The organism is Terrabacter sp. BE26 (assembly GCF_041941675.1).
In the GTDB taxonomy this organism is placed as follows: domain Bacteria; phylum Actinomycetota; class Actinomycetes; order Actinomycetales; family Dermatophilaceae; genus Terrabacter.
On the sequence record NZ_CP090122.1, the window covers coordinates 3,799,558 to 3,818,723 of the forward strand.

Consider the following 19,166-nt stretch of genomic DNA (forward strand, 5'->3'; position numbering starts at 1 on the left):
GGTGGCCGGAGTGCCGGCGGGCAGTTCACCCAGCGCGGGTGCGCTCGTGGGGCGGGCTGCGCCCGGGCGTCGACGTCAAGGCCGGCATCGATGGCTCCGGCCACGGCTGCGCCTTCATCGCGCCGACGGTCCGGGTCTCCAAGGTGACCGGTCTCGTGGAGCCGTATCGGTGGCTGCGACCTCCGTCCGGATTGCTCCCGGTCGACGACGGCAGCGGTGTGCAACTTGCTCGACTGATCAACAACCGGCGGAGTGCAACTCGGGACGAAGGCGGAACCCAAGCCACCGCCGTCGAGGGCACTGCGGCCGTACCGAGCGCTCTTGCGGCCCTCCCCGAGCAGGATCGGCCATGCGAGGCCATCTTGGCGCAGGTCGACGTCATCGCCAAAGCGCTGGCCAACGACGGCCGGCACGACGCCATCACTGGGCCGCTACTGCGGCTGGTTGGCCTGGCCAAGGGCGGCCATCGCGGCTTGCGACAAGCATGTGCCCTGGTTGAGCCGGACTTCATCTGCCGAGTGGCCGATGACCGGGCAGGCGGTCGGATCGAGGCACGATCCGAGTTTGGTCGTGCCCTGGTCGGGGCGCTGTCGCGAGTCCTTGCTGAAGGCCAGGAGTTCCCGCTGGACATCGCCTGCCCATGCTTCCTGGCGGAGATGTGTGAATCGGCCGCTGACTCAACCTTTTCAGTCGTGGGACTGCAGGGGTGACGGAGCGCAAGGTGCTCGCTTACCTGCTTCTCGCTGCCCATAAGACCCGCTCTCGGGTGGTTCGGGAGTCCCGAAGGCAGATCGCCGAGGCGGCTGACACCAGCCGGCCTGTCGTGTCGCGTGCGCTCGGTCGCCTCGAGGACCTGGGCTGGCTCAGGCGGATGGCTGGTGCTGACATCTTGGCCGCTGAGCCGATTCGACTGCTGCTGCCCGACGCGTGCACGGTGATACCAACCGAGAGACTCGCGGTCTCTACTACTACGGCGAGCAGTTCGGTTGGTACCTCCTTGCACGGACGCGTCCATCGCCTGTTCGGGCCCCAGGGCCTCGGGGCCGGGCCGGCGGAGACCCTCACCGCTCTGGCGGAACGTCCGGGTCCAGAAGCTCGTCGCCGCTCGGGGCCTCCGCGCGGCAGGGTGGTCCGCGTCGTGCCCGGAAGCCGGGCAAGCGAGCTGCTCGCCAACCCGTGGCAGGGAGCGCGCCAGATCCCCCGGCCCGCCCACGGTGGGGGGCGGACCGTCCGGGAGCTCGCCGAGACGACAGGCAAGCACCAATCCACCATCACGCGCCACCTCAAGGCGCTGGAGCAGGCTGGTCTCGTTCTTCAGGAGCGGGCCGGCGACGGCAGGACTCTTTGGTGGCGTCTGCGGTTCGACCCCGAGCAGATCGCTGACCGAGATCAGGTCCCGGACACGGCTGAAGCAAAGGCACACAAGCACGCTCGTGAGCGCCGCGCGTTCCTCCTGAGTCTGTCCGAGGACGAGGACTCCCGCGTCAAGCGGGTGACGCTCGAGGAAACCGTGCTCCTGGTCGACGGCCGGACGGGCGCTGTTCTGGACGAAGTGCCGACCGGCCAACCTGACCACGGTCAAGGAGGCGCGTGTAACCCCTGAGATCTCGGAGTTCAGCTCGCGAGCGGGTTGCTACATCCGCCGACCTCAGGGCCGCGCTGGCGGACGGCCAATGAGGCACGGCTCCATTACCGCCAGCGAAGTCCACGCCGGTCACCGAGTCGGCACCCGAGTGATGAGAAACCGTCCGAAGAGCCATCTGAGAAGGAGTGGTAGCAATGAAGGAAGCCATAGTCCCCGTCACATCGCCCAGTGCGGCGCAGCTCCGGGCCGCCTCTCGCGTACGTGACCCCGAATGGGGCGACGCCATCAGCGAGATGGACTGGAGCATGGAGCAGTTCGGGTTCGCCATCGGCGAGACGGGAAGAGGGGGCCCGGTGGCCGACTACGCCGCCTTCACCATCGGGCTGATCACTAGGAATCAGCAGGAATTCATCACCCTCGGGGTCCCTCCGGAAGCCGCCCGACTGGTCCTCGTCGGTCTCGGTCGCCAAGTCGTGCGCCACGGCCGATCGTTCGAAATCTGCGACAGCCCACTGTGTGATCCTCACGAACATTGGGTCGCCATCGAAGGCATGAAGCCGTATGACGATGAGGAAGAGCTCGTCGTTCGCCTGCGCTGGTTCAGTGGGGCGGCGGAAGAGCAGTTGCACCCGAGTGGGCTGTATCGCTCTCCCCAAGACATGGATCGGCGGACGCCCATGCTTCAGGTCCTAGTTGACCAGTTCCCGCGCTACCTCCCGGCGGGCGGTAGCTAAGTCCTCGGCCGCGCGAGGTCATGGCAGCGACTCCCTTCAGCCGGACACCAGAGGCGACCTAGCAATGTGCCGGGGCGTCACCGGTGCCCCTCGGTCTGGTAACGAGCGCCTTCGCTCACGCCCGCAAACCCGGCATACCGAAAACCCAGCACAGCCACACGAGAGGCAGAACATGAGCAGGCAGAACTACCCGTATATCTACGCACCGGCGCCCGATTTCAGGGGGTGCCTCGAGCGCATCAGGGCGACCGGGGATTACAGGGCCCTCCACGAGATCCATTGGTGTCGAGAGGGGTTCGCCTGCCCCACCGCCGAAGGAGGCCGTGGCGGTCTACTTCACAGGTACGCAGTCTCCACCGTCGGACTGGGCGGAGGTGCGTCATGAGTTACATCGTGACCGTCCATTGCCCTCTATGCGGGGCTGCCGAGACGGCTCAGGTTCGGGTGTCCTCTTATCGCAAGGCTAGGAAGCGCGGTGGATTCAAAGTCACTTTCAAGAAGGCTCACGTCGCACACGTGTGTCCTAACGCGCTGGCGGACGCCACTTCCGCCAACAGCCGTCGTGATGACATCAGTGCCGAGCCTCCGGACGTCCGCCGCGAGGGCTGAGGATCTGGACGCCTCCGAGATCCCTAGCAGCACCGCCAATCGATAGGTCGTTCACGTCGGCGCCGAGGCGACGCGACGTGGGTGGGACGTTCAACCCAAGGGCTGCCACTGCATCCAGAATCGCCTGGCGGCCGGCGAGGCTGCCGGCGTACTCCCGACCCATTAGGGCATGGTTCCAGTCGCCACCCCAGACCGTGTTGCCGGCCGGTAACACCCCCGTCAGCGCCGTGGTCGCCGCCTCGGTCTTCGCGACAACGGTCCGCCCGCGCCAGGGATGCCCGGTGCCGCAGGAGCGCCACGGGAGCACGGAGGCACAGTAAGTCACTCCGTCGACCTCCACCGCAACGCTCGCCGGATGGGGGTCGCAGTCCCACGCGCTCAGGACGAGGTCATCCCGGACGGCGATGGCCGCCCAGTGCCGGTCATCGGACATCAAGTCCCTGGACCGGTGGATGTGATATCCCGGCAGCTCCCTCGCCCCGACACCGACGTGGAGCTCCGTCAGGAGCCAGATGTCACACTCGGCCTCGAGCAACCGTGCCTCGTGGCTTCGAGACCATCGACCTTCGAGGTTCCACGTGCCGACTCGCTTGAGGTCTTTCGGTTTTGACACGCCCTGTGACTTTCTTCTATGGGTTTGAGGGGGAGTCATCGCAGCTGAAGAAGCGCCTGTTGAAGGCTCTCGAATGGCGCCTGGCCCTGCAAAAGGGAGCAGCAGGCTTCTGAGGCAACACGATGGCCAGTTGTCTCCGTCTACATGTAGCTCCAAGCCGGGAGACGGTGCCGAGTGCCGAGCGCAGGATTGAGGAGCGTCAACAGCTCCGAAGTGTGTTGTCGAGCGATGGTGTACGTGGCGGCGGCTCCGGTGACATCGTCGGGCAGTTGGTCGGATGCCTTGGCGTAGAAGTCGCGCAGTGTAGTCACGAGCGCGGAGTAGTGCGCCTGGTCCTTGACAGTGGGAATGCCACAACCAAGGAGGTTGTCCATGTCGGTGGAGAGGAAATTCATCGTGGTGGACGCTCCCAGCTCCGGCTGATCGAGGAAGCGCTCATCACCGGTGGCGACGTCTTCGAGGATGCGGCCAGCGATCTCCTTGGCGTACTCCTTGTCGAATGAGTCTGCGGCGGCAGTAGCGGCGTCCTGGGCAGCCTGGGCCTGGGCGGCAGCCTCAGCCTGGGCCGCGGCCTGAGCTTGAGCCTGGGCGGCAGCCTCAGCCTGGGCCGCGGCCTGAGCTTGAGCCTGGGCGGCAGCCTGAGCCTGGTGGGCAGCCTGAGCCTTCGCCGCGGCCGCCCTGGCCCTGGCGGCGGCTGCAGCCCTAGCCTTCGCTGCCGCAGCCTTTGCCGCGGCAGCTCTGGCGTCAGACGCCGCCTTCGCTTGTGCTGCGGCCTGAGCGGCGGCCGCGTCGCGGGCCGCCTGCTGAGCCGCTGCATCGACGGTGGACGTGCTCAGGGGCGGGGCGGACGGTGACAGCCCGCCCAGGCGCTTCACCGGCGCGGTGGCAAGCTGCTGGGCGCTTCCCGTCTCCGAGACACCCGGCTTCTACGATTCCTACCTGCTGGAGACCGGCTGGGGTGTTCTGTACTTCGGCCTCGTCGCGTTCCCCTTGGCCTGCGTCGCTGTTCGGGTCTCGCTTGACTCGCTCATCGCTCAGGTGGCGGTCGCCGGCGTGGCGGTGGCTGTGGCCGCCGTCGCGGCGACGACCTGGCTGCAGCTTCTCCCGGCCGCGGGCCTGATAGGCACCGCCGTGGTCGTCGGCATCTTGTCGAGAGCTCCGAGTGTCACCCGCCCACCCCGACGCTGGCGCCTAACCCGACCGGATTCCCGCCGACGCTGGGCCATGCTCCTCATCGCGGTGACGTCGCTACCGCCAGCCGCACTGCTGGGCTGGGACACCATTTCGGGGGCGCGCGAGGGCCGTCCCCCACAGGACGACATCACCTGGGGGCTTGATCACTGGCCCATGCAGGCCGGCCTTGCTCTGGCCCTACCGCTGGTCGCTGCGTTGGCATCGCTGGAGCTGTCCGGCTGGCGCGTTACCGCCTACACGACCGCCGCGGGGGCAGCTTGGCTGGGATACTTCTCGGTGGTCTACCCCGCCCATGCCGGCAGTCTCGGTCGCGCGGGTGGCTGGGTCGCGCTGTTACTGGCCACGTCTTTCCTCCTGGCGAGCCTGCTTCCGGACCGCTCCGAGGCTGCAGGCCCCTAGCGCCGAACCGGCTGTCCCCGCGAAGGCCGAGATCCCTGCACCCACGCCCCCCATGGGCTCTCTTGGTAGTCGCGCCCGATCCAGTCCGAACCAGATGATCCTCTGAGCCATGAGGGGAACAAACAAGAAGATCCTCCGCGGGAGTTCTTTTTGTTGTTGACGTTATGGCTCGGGAACTGCATCCGCTGACCCGTGTCGGGGCCTCGGGCCCTTGGCGTAGAGGGGGCCTTCCGTCACCTTCCGGAGTTCCGTCGTGAGCCAGACGGGGCACTTGCAATAATTTGTCCCCTCGGCGGGTACGTTGAGCGCCATGACGACCGTGGCGCGGGCAGCTGTACCCCTGATTCTGGTGTCCCTGGCGGTGACAGGCTGCGGCACCGCGGCTGACCAAGCGGCCACTCCTCCAGCCGCCTCCGCATCAACCTCGACCTCCTCGATGTCGGCGTCGACCACAGCGAGCTCGCCTCCGTCGACAATGACCACGGCCGTCGCGCGTGACGCCTCCGCGGTGGCTGCCCAGGTGAAGGCGGCGGTGCCGTCCGTGACCAAGGTCGTCACCATCACGGAGGACAACGACCCGAACAACAAGATCGGTCGTCCCGGCGGGTACGTGTCGGCCGCCACCTTGTACGACAAGGGCGTGTCCTGCTCTCAGCTCGGAGCCGAGTGCGGCGCAACCGTCGAGGTCTGGCCCGACGAGGCGTCGGCCACGCAGCGCTCCCAGTACATCCTCGCGATCCTCAAGGGCGCCAACGGGGCCCTGGGGGAGGAGTATCACACCCAGAACGGGCCCGTCCTGCTGCGCGTCACCGGGAAACTCAAGCCCTCGGTCGCCAAGAAGTACGAGGCCGCGTTCAGGCAGTGACCGCCGCGCAGCACCAGCGCGCAGCCTGCGGTCCCAACCTGCTGCTGGCTACCCAAGTGGTCAACTGCACGCCGTCTTGGCGATGACTTGGCATACGACCCGGAAACGAATGGAGCCACCGAGCCCGGTGCCGCCGCCCCCGACGTCAATCGTGTTCACGCCCAGGACCTCACCCTTGCGATCGAGTAGTGGTCCACCGGAGTTGCCGTGGTTGATGAGTGCAGAAGTCTGGTACCAGTCCTGCTCAATGCGGGAAATGATGCCGGTGGTGACAGTGCCCTCGAGACCGTACGGGGAGCCGATCGCGACGACGGGGTCGCCGACGGCCGCGGAAGCGGCGACCTCTAGTGGTGAGAGCTTCGGCTTGATGTAGATGATCGCAAGGTCGTTGAAGGTGTCGTACTCGCCTAGCGTCGCGGCGAACTTGGTGGTTCCGTGCGAGGCATAGGGGTCTGGCCCGCCGACGAGCGTGCATTCGTCGACGACGTGCTCATTGGTCAGAATGGCCGTCTGGTATCCGCTCGGTGAGGCGGCCTTGATGGCGAATCCTGACCCGAGGGCCGTGCCGCAGTGAACGGTGACGATGGAGGGCGTCGCCTTATCGGCGACGCTCTTCGTATCGAGCGTTGCTGCCTTTGCCTCCTGCTGCGCCTTGGTCGCCTTCGAAGCCTCGGTGTTGGCTTTGGACGCCTCATTGCCCGCTTTCGACGCGGCGTCATTCGCACTCGCCGCGTCATTGCTGGCGGTCTTGGCTGCAGCCTCGGCCACCGCCGCTCGTTTGCTTACGGTACCGAGGTCAGTGCGCAGATCCCTGATCAGTGAGGCCTGCTGACCCAGAGCCGTCGTCAGCTCGGTGACCCTGGCATCGCCTTGACGTTGCTGCACGACGCCGTAGCCCACAGCTCCCAAGTTGAGGAGCAGGAGGATCGCGACCACCCAGGACGTCATCCTTCCTCGACCTCCGTTAGGCACGGGAGAAAGGGTCTCGGGCAACGGTGAACCGTTCAGGGTTTCCGGTTCACGAACGGGTTGATACGGATTGGCGCTCACGAGATCCTCCACAAGGCAAGTCTGGGCCTTAAGATCTCCGGCCCCCTGTCCACTGATCGTGGCACTTCAAGGTCGGGTGATTTGTCGTTATGGCCTATTTCATGGCATCCGTCCATGCGGCCCATCGGGCGACGCTGGCCAGAATTCGACAGGCTTCGACGGGTGACGGGACCGGCGAGGTTGCTGCACGACGAGAAGGCCCACAGCGAGAATGGTTCTCATGAGCGTCCCCGCAGCCATCCCTCTCGTCACCGGCAAGCACCGCAACCCAGCCTTGGCCGCGGCCCGCCAGGCCCGCGCGGTCCAGCTGGCGACGGAGGGCCACACCTACTAGGAGATCGCCGACGAGCTGGGCTACGCCAACCGCGGCACCGTGCACCACATCGTCCACGACGCGCTGGCCAAGGGGCGCAATGATGCCGTCGAGAACCACCAGCAGCTCGAGCTGGCACGGCTTGACGCGCGGCAGGCCGCTTTGTGGGACCAGGCGATGGCCGGCGACGTGGAGGCGGCCCGCGAGGTCCGCGCGATCATCATGGCTCGGTGCCGGCCGCTCGGCCTGGGGGAGAGGGGGACGCGGCCGAAGACGTGGGCGCCCCGGACAGTGGTGTTGTCAGCCGAGGACCGTGAGGCGATCCGGCCTTGAGACGTCGGCGTTGCATATCTCGAGTTTGCACACGGTGCCGCCCACCGGACGGCACGTGCTTTGTGCTTCAGGCAGGCGTTCGGCCCGCGTGACCTTGTGCGGAAGGTGGCGGACCTGGTCATGATGGACACCGAACTGCGAGGATGTCGGCATTTCCTCGTTGGACGTGACGATCACCGTGTTAGGAACCAGTTCAGTATTTATGCGGTGCGCCAGATCGGGGTCGTGATGCCTTTGCTGCCCATCTGTGTGGAGGCGTCCGTCGAAGTAGGGCCAGGGTTTCCAGCACGTGTCCAGAAAGTGCCCGAGCCGACGCGAACAGCCCCCTTGACGACCCCTCCGCGCAGGCCTACTTTGGTGAGTGGATTAGTCGGCGTCATTACAGCGCCCTAGATGTGGTCGCGGATCCGGTCGCACATGCGAGGTTAGCGATCCATAGCGCGGCACGGGCCGGACCGCATGCATCAGTTGGACCCACAAGATGGGGCCTTGCCATGTCGCTTCACGGAACCACGGCAACTCGCACCCTCCGACTCCTCGTGCTGGCGGTGTTGATGCTGGCCGCCTCAGTGGTCGGCGCGACGAATGCCTATGCCGCCTGCAGCGCGCCAGTCGATGCAAATATCTCCGTAAGCCCGTCGCAAGGACCTCCGGGGACCATTGTGACGGTCGGGGGGCAGAGTTCTGCTGGTAATACCATCACAGTAGAGGGCTTTGGAACTTCCGCGAATACTGTTTCTGGCACCAACGGTACATATTCAGCCCGACTAACCGTCCCGCCAGCAACCTCCCCCGACTGCTATGACCTACGGATAACCTCGTCCCCTCCGGGAGGTGGACTTGGCACGTTTAGCTTTGCACGCTTTACCGTGACTCCTGGCACCACCGCATCCCCAGACCTCGTTCCGACCGCAATCACCGTCAACGGTGCAGTGCCCGGCGCCGCGCTACAGGCTGGCAAGAGTGTGCACTTTGACTCCGGGGTGAGAAATCAAGGAAGCGCCGACTCCGGCGTCTTCAATATCAGATGGCTTGTTGACGGCCGAGACGTGGGGGCTTATGGCAGCCACGCCGGAGTGCCCGCAAACACCACGGTATTGGATGGGAATAGTCAATTTGACTGGACCTTCACGGCCGCGGGCAGTTACACGGTAACGTTCGCTGTCGACGTCGACAATCATGTTGCAGAGTCGAACGAGTCTAACAACTCATTGACGGTGCAGGTGCACGTCATCGGAACGGCACGTGGAACGCTTGCACCGGTCGCGGCGGGAACCACCTTCACGGTGATTCATGGATACAACGATCCGCCCAAGAACGCTAACCCACTCCAGCGCTGCAGTATTGCGACGTCAAGAGACCATTGCGCCAATCAACAGTATGGGCTGGACCTGCAACCAGGAGTAAATTGGGATAAGAAGATCTTGGCCCCGGAGGACGGCACCCCGCAGCGCTTTGTAAAAGGCTCGGTCGGGGCCTCCGATTGTCTCCTTTTCAGGCTTCGTGATGGTCGCAACATGAACATATGTCACTTCGGCGGGGGCGGCCGGTCGGACATTCTGGGTCGCGTTGTGCCCCGAGGCACCGTGCTAGGCACGTCTGGGTCGTCGTGGATTCACCTGAGCATTGACGAACGACCTACCACCTGCTCGGGCGGCTACAGCAGCCCGGCCTCGTACTACTGCCCAGTGAGCTTTACTGCTACACACGCATTTGAGGGCCAAGACCTAACGCCGGACGGAACGGCGAACCAGTGGGTACGAAAGACCTTCACCTCAAGCAACGTGGAACTGCCATAACTACAGCCTCCAGCCTGTTGCGCCTATTGAGTGGAAAACGACGCTGATCTTGGTTCGCCTACTCGAATGGAGGACACCCGATAAGGTGTCCTCCATCATCGTGATCGTAACGCTTTGCTCTGATGCCTTGTGTGGGTTCCGCATGACCCGGTGATTTGAGCCGCTCAATGCCAGCGCAAGCGTCGGCGTGCCCTCAGCCAGACGGGACGCCAGTAGCGAGAATTGTTCTCATGAGCGTCCCCGCAGCTCTTCCCATGGTCTCCGGCAAGCACCGCAACCGCGCCCTCGCGGCCGCTCGCCAAGCCCGTGCCGTCGAGCTGGCGACGGAGGGACGCACGTAACCAGGAGATCGCCGACGAGCTCGGCTACGCCAACCGCGGCACGGTGCACCACATCGTCCACGATGCGCTGGCCCGCGACCGCGAGGACGCCGTCGAGAACCACCAGCAGCTCGAGCTGGCCAGGCTGGCCGCGCTGTGGGACAAGGCCATGGCCGGCGACGTGGAGGCGGCCCGAGAGGTCCGCGCGGTCATCATGGCCCAGTACCACCAGGATGCCGCCGAGGTGCGTCCCCCCGATGGTGGCACTTCCGCCGCGGAGGCTGCCGACCTCCGAGACCGCGACCGCGGGCGCTTCAAATGTGGGCTTGCCTTTGCTGAACCTCTTGGGTGGTCGTGGGGTCGCCGTTGATGTCGGGTCCACCTGCGGCTGTTGCCGCGTCGGCAAGTGTCCACACGACAGCGCCGAAGTACGGGTCGTGCCAGTAGTCGCTGTGCCGCCGTGCAGGCAGGCGGGGGTAGTACGCCGAGTCGGACAGGGTCAGCGGGTCCTGCAGTTGGACATCGGGGCCGGTAGCCCACGGAAGCTCCAGCTGCGGAACGGGCCGCACGTCGAGATTCTTCCCCTTTTTGGCGTGCTCGCCCGGCGCAACTTCACCTCTCTGCAGCATCCAGGCCCAGGATTGTGTGGCCGGGGTGGGGCCTCGCCTGCCGGTCCAGGTGTCGTTGTCACACGGCCAGGCGAGCACGGGCCCGCCCATCGGGTCGGTCCACCGGTGCAGGTTCTTCCAGCGGCCACGGAGCGAGTCCTGAAACTCGCCGCGCAGCACATGGAAACCGAGGTATCCCGGGAAGAGCCGTGCGTAGATGAACTGCAGCTGGGACCCATACGTGAGCAGCGCGACGCGACCCAGAGTGGCTTGCGCCGGCCCGCTCGACATCCACTCAGAGCGGTCCGCCGCGTTGCCAGCACGAGCCGCGCGAGCGAGCACAGCGACAGCAGCCACGCAGATCAACGACCCTTGGCTGTGACCGGAGACGACAACAGCCCGGTAGCCGTGTCCAACGGGGCGACCGCCGCTACTGGCCTCGTCGCCCGGCGTTCGCGTGTTCGCCAGCTGACTCGCCCGGGTGGCCACCCCGAGCACCGCGCGCCCGCCGTACGGCGGCGGGCACAGCGGGTGACCCACGCGCGGCCACAGGGACAGCAGGTCGAACACGATAGCGACAGTCGTTCCCCTGCCCGGTTTGCGCCACAGCATCAAGGCGAGGGCGCCGACGCCGGTCGCGAGCAAAGCCACCACCCACGAGCCGAAACGCTCCGGCATGGAGAGCAGGTCAACCCCGCCCACGCTTGGCTGGGGCAGGGCGACCCGGCCGTCCTGCCCGGCCGGCAGCAGCTGCCCCCACTGGGACAGCTGCTGAAGGGCGACGGCCGCTTGCCAGCTCACACAGCCGGCGGCCGCCGCGGCGGCCAGTCCCAGGACCCGGTGGTAGTACCGACGGGTCTCGGCCCAAGCGAGCTGGCCGCGCACCTGGGCGCGCCCACGGCGGACTTCCGGTGACGCAGGTGCCGCGCTCGAGAGGCCGAGCCCCGCCTCCAGGTGCGGTGCAAGTTGGGGGTCCGTCGTGAAGGTCAGCTTGGCCGCCCGGACGCCCGCGACCAGCGCGACGACATAGGCGAGGTCCAACCAGTTGGGCGTGGCAAAGTCGTTGCGGTCAAGCCAGATCGCCACCCCGAGAACAGCCTCTGCGGCGAGCCAAAGGGCGGCCGCACGCTTGTGGTTGCGTAGCAGAGCCACGACCGGCAGGGCCGCCGCCAACGCGAGCGCTGTCACCACACCCCAGCAGATGGTGCCTACTCTGAAGACGACTGCGGCCGCGCTGAGGGGGGACTGAGTGCCCTGGGCCCACCGGAACGCTGCCGCCGACATTCCTGACGCCAACCCGACGGCCACCAGGGCTAGCACTGTCGCGCCCATCCCGGACCAGTAGGGGCGAAACGCTCCCGGGACTGGCTCTGTGCTCGTGCCCTCGCGCATGCGTCGCCCGACGCTGTCCGCTCGTTGGAAGATGCTGACGACGGCGAGGAGCGCCAGCAGCCCGACGAGCACGCACGCGATCACGGTCACGGACACTTCCGACGCTGTGGCGCTTACTGCCGCCGCAGGCTGGCCGGCCGCACCGCCGCTTGGCGGTTGGTCCCCGGAGTGCCAGATGAGAATGAGGACGGCGATGACGAGCGCGACCGCCAGAACGACGCAGTACCGTTCCATCTTCGCCCATAGGCTCTCCGGTTGGGTCTGGCCGTCGAAGGCGACCTTCGTCTCGTCGTAGTCGGTGAGCGTGCGCCCGATGGCGAGGGTCAGGAGCCCTACGCTGGCGCTGAGCAGAAGCCAGTACAGGGCCTGCACGCCGGTCGCGGCGGCCCACTGCGGCCGCGTCCCCGTCAGGCCAACGATGCCGACCAACGCCAGGCCGGCCAGGACATGCTGCTCGAGGCGGCGTGGGCATGCGGAGCTGCCGGACCAGAAGCCCCGGTCGAAGATGGCGCCTCGCTCGGTCGTCCAAGCTACGGCGCCGCCGGCTGGATCCTGGTCGTACGACGCCCGGCCGAGCCACCACAGGGCGAGCACCAACACGGCGGGCAGGGCGCCCCCTGCGAGGAGCCGCACGCCGGTCGCCCAGGTCCATGGGACAAAGCCGGTCTGCCAGCCGATGTAGCAGGTCGTCGCGACCAGTTGAAGAGTCATGGCCAGACCGAGCAGCCGGATGACGCGCAGCGCGAACGCGTCGGAGAAATGGCCCCAGCCGGTCCGGGTCGGCGCCGCGTCCTGCTCCTCGATCAACAGCGCGAACGACGCAAGGTTCATCAGGGTGAACGGGATCAGAATGAGCCAGAGGAAGCGGAGCACGGTCAGCTTGGTGAACGCGCCCCAGTGAAACGCCTCGACATCGCGAAGTTGAGTGCTGCCTGGGTCCTGCACCGGGCTCGACCTGCGCCAGACCCGTCCGGCCTGATCCCCGGCCACCTGGCGCGGGGAGGTGTCGTTCAAGACGCTCGGCGCAGGCGTCCCGCTCACCCCGTGGACCCGCAGCTCGACGACATCGATGGAAAGCGCGGCATTCCAGGCCGCTGCCTCAGCCCCATTTGACCCCATCGAAGTGCCACCTCGCATCCCCGAGGAAGGAAGACCCTTCTGCTTGACATTACCCGGCGCTTTCAGGCCGTGAGGCAAGCTCGCGAGAATGGCGGCTAAGTGCGTTGGCTCGAGGATACGCACTGGCGGAAGAGCGAGGGCCTCGTGCGGGAGCTCCATCGGAATTGAGTCTGCCTGAGTGTGCCTGAGTCGAAACTCTGCAGTACATGAACCGCACCGGCATGTCGGGAGACTCCAAGCCTGGGGAAGGTTGCTGTGCTCGGAACACGTCCAGAAGTTACCCACCCGAGCCGAAGGCTTGGGGGGTGCGGATGTTCGAGGAGATCCGTGCCGATCACGCCACGGACTGGGAGGCGACGACCAAGGTCCCTCAGTTGCTCGGGGTGAACACCCCGGAGACCGTCCGTAACTTGGGTCCGTCAGGCCCAGGTCGATCAGGGTGCCAGGCCGGGTGTCACCGGCGAGGAGTCGGCTGAGGTGAAGCGGCTCAAGCGACGGTGCCGGCTTTCCTTCCCTCAATCCGGGTCGCTGACGAACGCGGGCTGGCACCATACGAGAAAGGCGGCACGTCGACGGATTGGGGAGCGTCGTGAACTTTTGGTCGCTGCTAGGGCAGGAGTGGATTTTCAAGCGTGTTCTGCGCCCGATCGACCTGCCGGCAGACCACGTCCTCGCGGTGGGCGCTGTGTTGAACGAAATGGTCGGCGCACTCGAAAGCCTTGATCGCAGCCTCGCGGCAGGTTCGTCCCTGCAGGAGGTGTGCGGCGTGTGGGCCACCACAGATCAGATGGTCCGCTGGGCACGCGTCCTGCAGGACGGGGACACGACCAGGGTCCTATTGACGCCCTACGCCCGTGCGGCTGCTTCCCGAGGGACTGGCCTCGACCGGCGGGTGGCTGGCCTACTGCGCCTGGGTCTCAGCCGCCCCGGAGGATCGGGGGCGGCTCCAGCGTCTGTGCAAGAGTTGGGTGGACGTGGCCGCCGAGGCGACCACCCGACAGGACGGTCGCGTACCTGGCGGTCTGAAGGGCGAAAGTGACCGCATTCGACAGTCGGAACTGGCGCGACTAACTGGGCAGGGTGCCCACGACAGCGAGGAGATTCTGAAGCGTTCGCCCATTCTGTCCGACGAGCAGTTGCTCGAGCTTCGGATCTCTTGCCGGTCGAATGTAAGCGTGGCGCTGAGTCAGGCTCGGCGAGTGCGCCGCGATCTCGTTCGCGCAGAACGGTTCCGCCCTCCTCGCTGAATCAGCAACCAGGATGGGCGCCGTGGACGGTGGTCTTGTCGGCCGAGGACCGCGAGGTGCTCGGGGTCTACGACGCAGGCGCTGCATGTCTGCGGTTGCATATGGCTGCCGGCCGCCCCGTGTGCTTGTCGTCAAGGCGTGCTGCGCGGATCATGGGGACGGCTTGGGTATCTGCTAAGCCAAAGCGGTAGCCATAACAACCTTGCATAGGAGGGGCCATGCGTGCTGCGGCCACGGACCGGGAGTACTTGTTCCTCATGAGGCACGCCGCGCACAGGGATGGCCATCTGACGATGCAGGGCTCGGATAATGTTCGGCAGGTCGCCGCACGGCTGGGCGAATGGGCCGAGCGTGAGTGGCGCGGCGAGCCGGAGCGTCGGCTCCGGCTTTGGTATACGACGGATCAAGCATCGGAAGTGCAGCAAACACTCGACCTCCTGACTCTCGGACTGTCGGATGCCGTAGGGCGCATGACTGGGCTGCCAGAGAGGCGCTTCGCGCTTCACCCCCAGCCGGATCCGGCGGCCAGCGAATCCGGGCAGCCGGGAGCGCCCCGACAGCGATGGATGGGGGCGCCGCTGCCTGGCCAAGCAACGGCTGACCAAGACCCGTCGCTGGCTCTTTCGGCATACTCCCCCAGCGAGGATGCGTTCAACCGATTGCGCTCTTGGCTGACTTCAACTGCGACCGGCGGCATGGAGGCTCGGAGTGCGACGGGGGATGCCCCGCTACTGGTGGGAAACGATCCGCTGATCGGTTATCTGGCTTCAGCGATTGTGGGCCAGCCAGTACCGGTGGCTCATGGCGAGCTGGTCTGCCTTGCCCGCGCGGGGAAGGCGTGGCGACTGCTGTGGACGATCTCGGACGACGGCCCTGAGGAAGCAGAAGCTGTCAGGGCCAAGATCAAGTCGAAGATGACTACGGCCGCGGCACTCGGCACCGTGATCGTCGGGCTCACGACGTTCCTCCTACAAAACACCCTGCAGAGGCAGCCGACGCTCTTCCAGTGGCTAGCATTCGCTGCGCTGGCTTCGTCGGCGGCCCTCTACTTCGCTTCGCTCTTCTTGTACGACAGCCTGCAGATGCCCGCGCGCTTTTGGGGCGCGCGGTTTGAGTCGCCACCTCAGCGTGGAAGCGCAAAGTCGATTCGGTCGCGGCTTCGACATGGGAAGCCGCTAGTTCGTCGCCCTCCGAGCTCGTCGGCTCGACTGTTGCAGGCAAGTATGCTCAGGGTCTGGGTGTGGATCTTCACGCCCGCAACCGTCCTGACCGGTCTCGGTGTTGCCATGTATGCCCTGAGTGCCACACCGGCCGCAGCCGATGTGAGGTTCAAGGTGGAGCTTCCACACGTGCTCGGGGCGACGATCGCCCTCTCAGCGGCCGTCTCGATTTGGGTTGCGTGGCATCGCCCTAATCTTGGAGCGTCTGACTAGACGGCGACAGGAGCGGAATAGCTCACGCTAAAGGGAGAGCGTTCGGGGCCGGTCGCCATCAGCGGTGCACAGTGCATCGGTTTCAGCGCCTCGGGCTACGTTGCGGATGCCATTTACTCGGGGAGAGGCAGGGCATGCGTTCTAAGGCTAACCAAACGGGGCAGTGTGGGAGAGCGGCCCCGACTGCGCTTTCCCCAGATCAGAATGGCGGCCATGCTCAAACGGGCTGACGACAGAACGCCACGATCTGCCCGTGTACAAGGCGAGTCGGCCTGACGGAATGAGTCACACCGTCTGGACTCTCACTCAATCCGGCTGCCACGCGCTCGTCGAGCGAGCGAAGAGTTGCAGGCTCGAGCTGGGCATTTGCCGGGCCCAGATAACCTCGTCTTTAGAAGAGGGAGATGATGGCGACGATGACTTTGGCGATGTCTGCAACCGTGCCAAGGAGATCGCCGATTGGCTTCCCTTCTTGTGCCCATCTCTGCACAGCGCTCGAGAAGTCGTCTGGTGCCCAGGCTTGGAAGATGTAGAACTTCTGCACCCGAACTAGCTGGTCCAGGGGCATGTCTTCCCACCAGGCGTCTGTCCGGTCGGACTGGCCGATCCAGGTTCCGTCCACCCCAAATCGGTGCAGTTGGCTCATCCACACCGGGGCCTCGTCCCCGTCAACCGCGATCAAGTGGACTCCGCCGTGATAGCCACCGAACCAGGTCAGGGTGCGCGTTCGTGTCATAGCTGCAACCTGACCACTCTGAGCCAGCGTTCCCCACGTGCGCATCCAGTGGCCCGCTCCCAGGAATACGTCTCCTGAATCGAAGGATACGGCCCGGAATTCGCCGGTCGCCAAAGGAGCTGCTGTTCCATCCCGGGTAGGAGCGGGTGAGCTAAGGTCATCGATCAGTTCCGGCGTCAGTTCAAAGCGGGGAGCTGAGTGGAGGTTGAGATATGGGTTTCCGGTGATCTGTCCGGGACTCATGATCTGCTGCAGCCCACCCGGTGCCATCAGGTAGCTGGACCCATCGGCCCGCGAAGTGATCAGCGCACCATGCGGAATGGAAGGAGCTTCCGAACCTCTTGAGGCGCCGATGTGCTGCACTTCCTCCAGCGAGTCCTCGTACGGGGATGGGTTATCCACCTCCACGACGAGCCTGCGCTGGGGCCCGTGCGAGCGAAGGTCGACCGTGAAAGGTCGCTCTGTTTTGAGAGCGTTCGAGCCTGGTCCCAGATAATCAATCCTTGGGTTTTGGTTGACTTGGCGCCGTTTCACCCTCTCCTTTACCAGTTCCCAGAAAGTCGCGTTGTCTCCTTGGAAGGCGCTACTATCCCAAACTTGGCTCACAGCAGTTGTGAACACCCCATGGTCGCCTATCTCGAAAGCTAACTCTAGATCTTGGCATGCAGCGGCGGATAAGAGTGTATCTGGGTTCGGCTTGGGTGTGGATTGCAGATTTGCCCTCAGCCTCTCATAAAGGCCTCTTTTTATTGCGTAAGCCTTGTCGCGGTCCTGCCACTGCATAGCGCGCGGGACGGGGAAGGTGCTTCGCCAGTCCTCTGGTCCGCCACGAAGGCCCGTGCGTTGTACATCGCGGAGGGCGTCCTCAAAATCGCGGGCGGCTGTCCCGCTGTGGCAACTGTCTACCACAAATATAATCCTGACCCCTGAACGAAACTGCGTGAGTGCAGCGTTAATCTCGTCGTCGATGAGTAGGCGGTCGTACATCGCCAATGCCTCGTCTTTGCCATCCGGCTCGTCTGAGCCGATGTCTCGCAATTGTGTGCCGTGCGATGCGATTGTCAGGAGAAATACGTCTCCCTGCTGCAACGTCTTCGCTGCGGCGGCGATGTTCTCCAGAATGGTTCCCGTTTGCGCTCTTTCAGTCAGAAGGACTGTGGTGGAGAAGCCTTGGCTGCGGGCGATTGCCGCCATCGTAAGGGCGTCATTCTCGCATCCATTCGAGTGGCCGGCCCAGCCCCCGTATTGAGTTCGATTTACCGCATTGAGTCCGATGTTCGTCGATAGTCCGACGGCGCCGCGGCGTATTAGGCCGTCTTGGATAGGAGAGCGCTTGTCGGTAGCCTTGGGGGCATGAATGTCTAACGTCGAATGAGCCATTTCGTTTCCGTTTCTGAAACAGGCGTTCTGCGTATGGGATCAGCCCAGGAAGACTTCGCTGATATAGCTGGCTCCGTGCAGCAATTTGAATCCCGGAGTTGCCATCCACGGCTGAGGATGGCAACCCCGGGGCCGTGTTTAGAAGAGGGCGATGATGGCGACGATGACTTTGGCGATGTCTGCAACCGTGCCAAGGAGATCGCCGATTGGCTTCCCTTCTTGTGCCCATCTCTGCACAGCGCTCGAGAAGTCGTCTGGTGCCCAGGCTTGGAAGATGTAGAACTTCTGCACCCGAACTAGCTGGTCCAGGGGCATGTCTTCCCACCAGGCGTCTGTCCGGTCGGACTGGCCGATCCAGGTTCCGTCCACCCCAAATCGGTGCAGTTGGCTCATCCACACCGGGGCCTCGTCCCCGTCAACCGCGATCAAGTGGACTCCGCCGTGATAGCCACCGAACCAGGTCAGGGTGCGCGTTCGTGTCATAGCTGCAACCTGACCACTCTGAGCCAGCGTTCCCCACGTGCGCATCCAGTGGCCCGCTCCCAGGAATACGTCTCCTGAATCGAAGGATACGGCCCGGAATTCGCCGGTCGCCAAAGGAGCTGCTGTTCCATCCCGGGTAGGAGCGGGTGAGCTAAGGTCATCGATCAGTTCCGGCGTCAGTTCAAAGCGGGGAGCTGAGTGGAGGTTGAGATATGGGTTTCCGGTGATCTGTCCGGGACTCATGATCTGCTGCAGCCCACCCGGTGCCATCAGGTAGCTGGACCCATCGGCCCGCGAAGTGATCAGCGCACCATGCGGAATGGAAGGAGCTTCCGAACCTCTTGAGGCGCCGATGTGCTGCACTTCCTCCAGCGAGTCCTCGTACGGGGATGGGTTATCCACCTCCACGACGAACCATTGGTCTACCATCGGTTCGCCCCTGTCAGGCCTAAGCTGGCCTTTCAACCCGTCACCGGCGCCTGCTTCTCTGTCGACACGGTCGACGTCGTCCCTCTTTGCTACCTTCTCGGCTTCAACAGCGTTTGCCATGGTTCACTCCCTGCGTCGTGCGAGCCACGGTGCGAGTGCGTTTGCCCCCCCTGCGACAGTGTGCACGTTATGACCCCGCGGCACCTATTGCGGTGATAAACATTCTCGGGAAGTGTCCCGATGTCCGGTCAGCGCGTTTAAGGTGGACCGGCAGGTGAGGAGAGGGTTGCCCTATCTCCCGACTGAGGACCCCGCTTATGCCAAAAGTCGTACTTCGCTCATCTAGAGCCCCCAACGCCATTGGTGTCCCGGCGTCCCCCTCATGCAAGTGTGCCGAAACACCCGAACCTTTGCGCCCTGCAAGAGACACTTTCAGCGTCGCTCTCGCCCTGCCTCCTGTCAAGGTCACTTTCTACTTTCGCAGGTGTGGGAGGTACTGGCCGAAACTCGGACGCACTCGACCCG

15 protein-coding genes and 1 pseudogene are annotated in these 19,166 nt (G+C 64.9%); 10 read left to right on the top strand and 6 right to left on the bottom strand.

Features of this window, described 5'->3' with window-relative positions:
• The first annotated feature begins 38 nt into the window (after positions 1-38).
• The 3 genes from LQK93_RS17295 (at position 39) to LQK93_RS17305 (ending at position 2,319) form a co-directional block, all read left to right on the top strand.
• Positions 39-710 (top strand): hypothetical protein, encoded by a 672-nt coding sequence (locus LQK93_RS17295; RefSeq protein ID WP_374968999.1) that lies wholly within the window; start codon positions 39-41, stop codon positions 708-710.
• Complete coding sequence (locus tag LQK93_RS17300) at positions 707-1,603, top strand: ArsR/SmtB family transcription factor (RefSeq protein ID WP_374969000.1); 897 nt, start codon at positions 707-709, stop codon at positions 1,601-1,603. Before LQK93_RS17295 ends, LQK93_RS17300 begins: the two co-directional genes overlap by 4 nt.
• A 176-nt stretch (positions 1,604-1,779) precedes the next feature.
• Complete coding sequence (locus LQK93_RS17305; RefSeq protein WP_374969001.1) at positions 1,780-2,319, top strand: hypothetical protein; 540 nt, start codon at positions 1,780-1,782, stop codon at positions 2,317-2,319.
• A 571-nt stretch (positions 2,320-2,890) separates the two neighbouring features.
• Here LQK93_RS17305 and LQK93_RS17310 read toward each other — a convergent pair.
• Together LQK93_RS17310 and LQK93_RS17315 are read right to left on the bottom strand one after the other, a co-directional pair.
• The gene (locus tag LQK93_RS17310) at positions 2,891-3,541 is read right to left on the bottom strand and encodes a hypothetical protein (protein WP_374969002.1); all 651 of its coding nucleotides are present in this window, start codon (positions 3,539-3,541) and stop codon (positions 2,891-2,893) included.
• A 140-nt stretch (positions 3,542-3,681) separates the two neighbouring features.
• Positions 3,682-4,416: a hypothetical protein gene (locus LQK93_RS17315; protein WP_374969003.1), complete on the bottom strand. Its 735-nt coding sequence runs from the start codon at positions 4,414-4,416 to the stop codon at positions 3,682-3,684.
• 7 nt (positions 4,417-4,423) lie between these two features.
• On the opposite strand from LQK93_RS17315, the gene LQK93_RS17320 reads away from it, so the two are divergent.
• Complete coding sequence (locus tag LQK93_RS17320; protein WP_374969004.1) at positions 4,424-5,134, top strand: hypothetical protein; 711 nt, start codon at positions 4,424-4,426, stop codon at positions 5,132-5,134.
• Positions 5,135-5,609: 475 nt separating this feature from the next.
• Entirely contained in the window at positions 5,610-5,999 is a 390-nt protein-coding gene (locus LQK93_RS17325; RefSeq protein ID WP_374969005.1) for a hypothetical protein, read from the top strand.
• A gap of 60 nt (positions 6,000-6,059) precedes the next feature.
• Here the strand turns inward: LQK93_RS17325 and LQK93_RS17330 are convergent, their stop codons facing one another.
• Positions 6,060-7,061, bottom strand: a complete 1,002-nt coding sequence (locus LQK93_RS17330; RefSeq protein WP_374969006.1) for a S1C family serine protease — start codon at positions 7,059-7,061, stop codon at positions 6,060-6,062.
• A 361-nt stretch (positions 7,062-7,422) separates the two neighbouring features.
• On the opposite strand from LQK93_RS17330, the gene LQK93_RS17335 reads away from it, so the two are divergent.
• The 3 genes from LQK93_RS17335 (at position 7,423) to LQK93_RS17345 (ending at position 10,184) form a co-directional block, all read left to right on the top strand.
• The gene (locus LQK93_RS17335; RefSeq protein WP_374969007.1) at positions 7,423-7,695 is read left to right on the top strand and encodes a hypothetical protein; all 273 of its coding nucleotides are present in this window, start codon (positions 7,423-7,425) and stop codon (positions 7,693-7,695) included.
• A 554-nt stretch (positions 7,696-8,249) separates the two neighbouring features.
• The gene (locus tag LQK93_RS17340) at positions 8,250-9,494 is read left to right on the top strand and encodes a CARDB domain-containing protein (RefSeq protein WP_374971538.1); all 1,245 of its coding nucleotides are present in this window, start codon (positions 8,250-8,252) and stop codon (positions 9,492-9,494) included.
• A 306-nt stretch (positions 9,495-9,800) separates the two neighbouring features.
• Positions 9,801-10,184 carry a hypothetical protein gene (locus LQK93_RS17345; protein WP_374969008.1) on the top strand — a complete coding sequence of 128 codons (384 nt, stop codon included), beginning with the start codon at positions 9,801-9,803 and terminating at the stop codon, positions 10,182-10,184.
• Here the strand turns inward: LQK93_RS17345 and LQK93_RS17350 are convergent.
• A complete protein-coding gene (locus LQK93_RS17350; protein WP_374969009.1) occupies positions 10,129-13,092 on the bottom strand; it encodes a hypothetical protein in 2,964 nt (987 codons plus the stop codon). The two genes, LQK93_RS17345 and LQK93_RS17350, sit on opposite strands and share 56 nt — an antisense overlap.
• Positions 13,093-13,154: 62 nt before the next feature.
• Here LQK93_RS17350 and LQK93_RS17355 point away from each other — a divergent pair.
• Positions 13,155-13,428: pseudogene (locus LQK93_RS17355) on the top strand (IS3 family transposase); the annotation flags it as partial.
• A 970-nt stretch (positions 13,429-14,398) separates the two neighbouring features.
• On the top strand, positions 14,399-15,613 hold the full coding sequence (locus LQK93_RS17360; protein WP_374969010.1) for a hypothetical protein: 1,215 nt from the start codon (positions 14,399-14,401) through the stop codon (positions 15,611-15,613).
• Between the two features lie 391 nt (positions 15,614-16,004).
• On the opposite strand, the gene LQK93_RS17365 is transcribed toward LQK93_RS17360, so the two are convergent.
• Positions 16,005-17,729 carry a caspase family protein gene (locus LQK93_RS17365; RefSeq protein WP_374969011.1) on the bottom strand — a complete coding sequence of 575 codons (1,725 nt, stop codon included), beginning with the start codon at positions 17,727-17,729 and terminating at the stop codon, positions 16,005-16,007.
• Positions 17,730-17,867: 138 nt separating this feature from the next.
• Complete coding sequence (locus LQK93_RS17370) at positions 17,868-18,761, bottom strand: hypothetical protein (protein WP_374969012.1); 894 nt, start codon at positions 18,759-18,761, stop codon at positions 17,868-17,870.
• Positions 18,762-19,166 lie beyond the last annotated feature (405 nt).

What these genes read in the sequence shown, in the direction of transcription:
- LQK93_RS17350 (WP_374969009.1), bottom strand. Translation starts at nt 13,092, where the DNA reads ATGGAGCTCCCGCACGAGGCCCTCGCTCTTCCGCCAGTGCGTATCCTC.
- LQK93_RS17365 (WP_374969011.1), bottom strand. Translation starts at nt 17,729, where the DNA reads ATGGCTCATTCGACGTTAGACATTCATGCCCCCAAGGCTACCGACAAG.
- LQK93_RS17325 (WP_374969005.1), top strand. Translation starts at nt 5,610, where the DNA reads ATGACCACGGCCGTCGCGCGTGACGCCTCCGCGGTGGCTGCCCAGGTG.
- LQK93_RS17305 (WP_374969001.1), top strand. Translation starts at nt 1,780, where the DNA reads ATGAAGGAAGCCATAGTCCCCGTCACATCGCCCAGTGCGGCGCAGCTC.
- LQK93_RS17370 (WP_374969012.1), bottom strand. Translation starts at nt 18,761, where the DNA reads ATGGCAAACGCTGTTGAAGCCGAGAAGGTAGCAAAGAGGGACGACGTC.
- LQK93_RS17340 (WP_374971538.1), top strand. Translation starts at nt 8,250, where the DNA reads ATGCTGGCCGCCTCAGTGGTCGGCGCGACGAATGCCTATGCCGCCTGC.
- LQK93_RS17360 (WP_374969010.1), top strand. Translation starts at nt 14,399, where the DNA reads ATGCGTGCTGCGGCCACGGACCGGGAGTACTTGTTCCTCATGAGGCAC.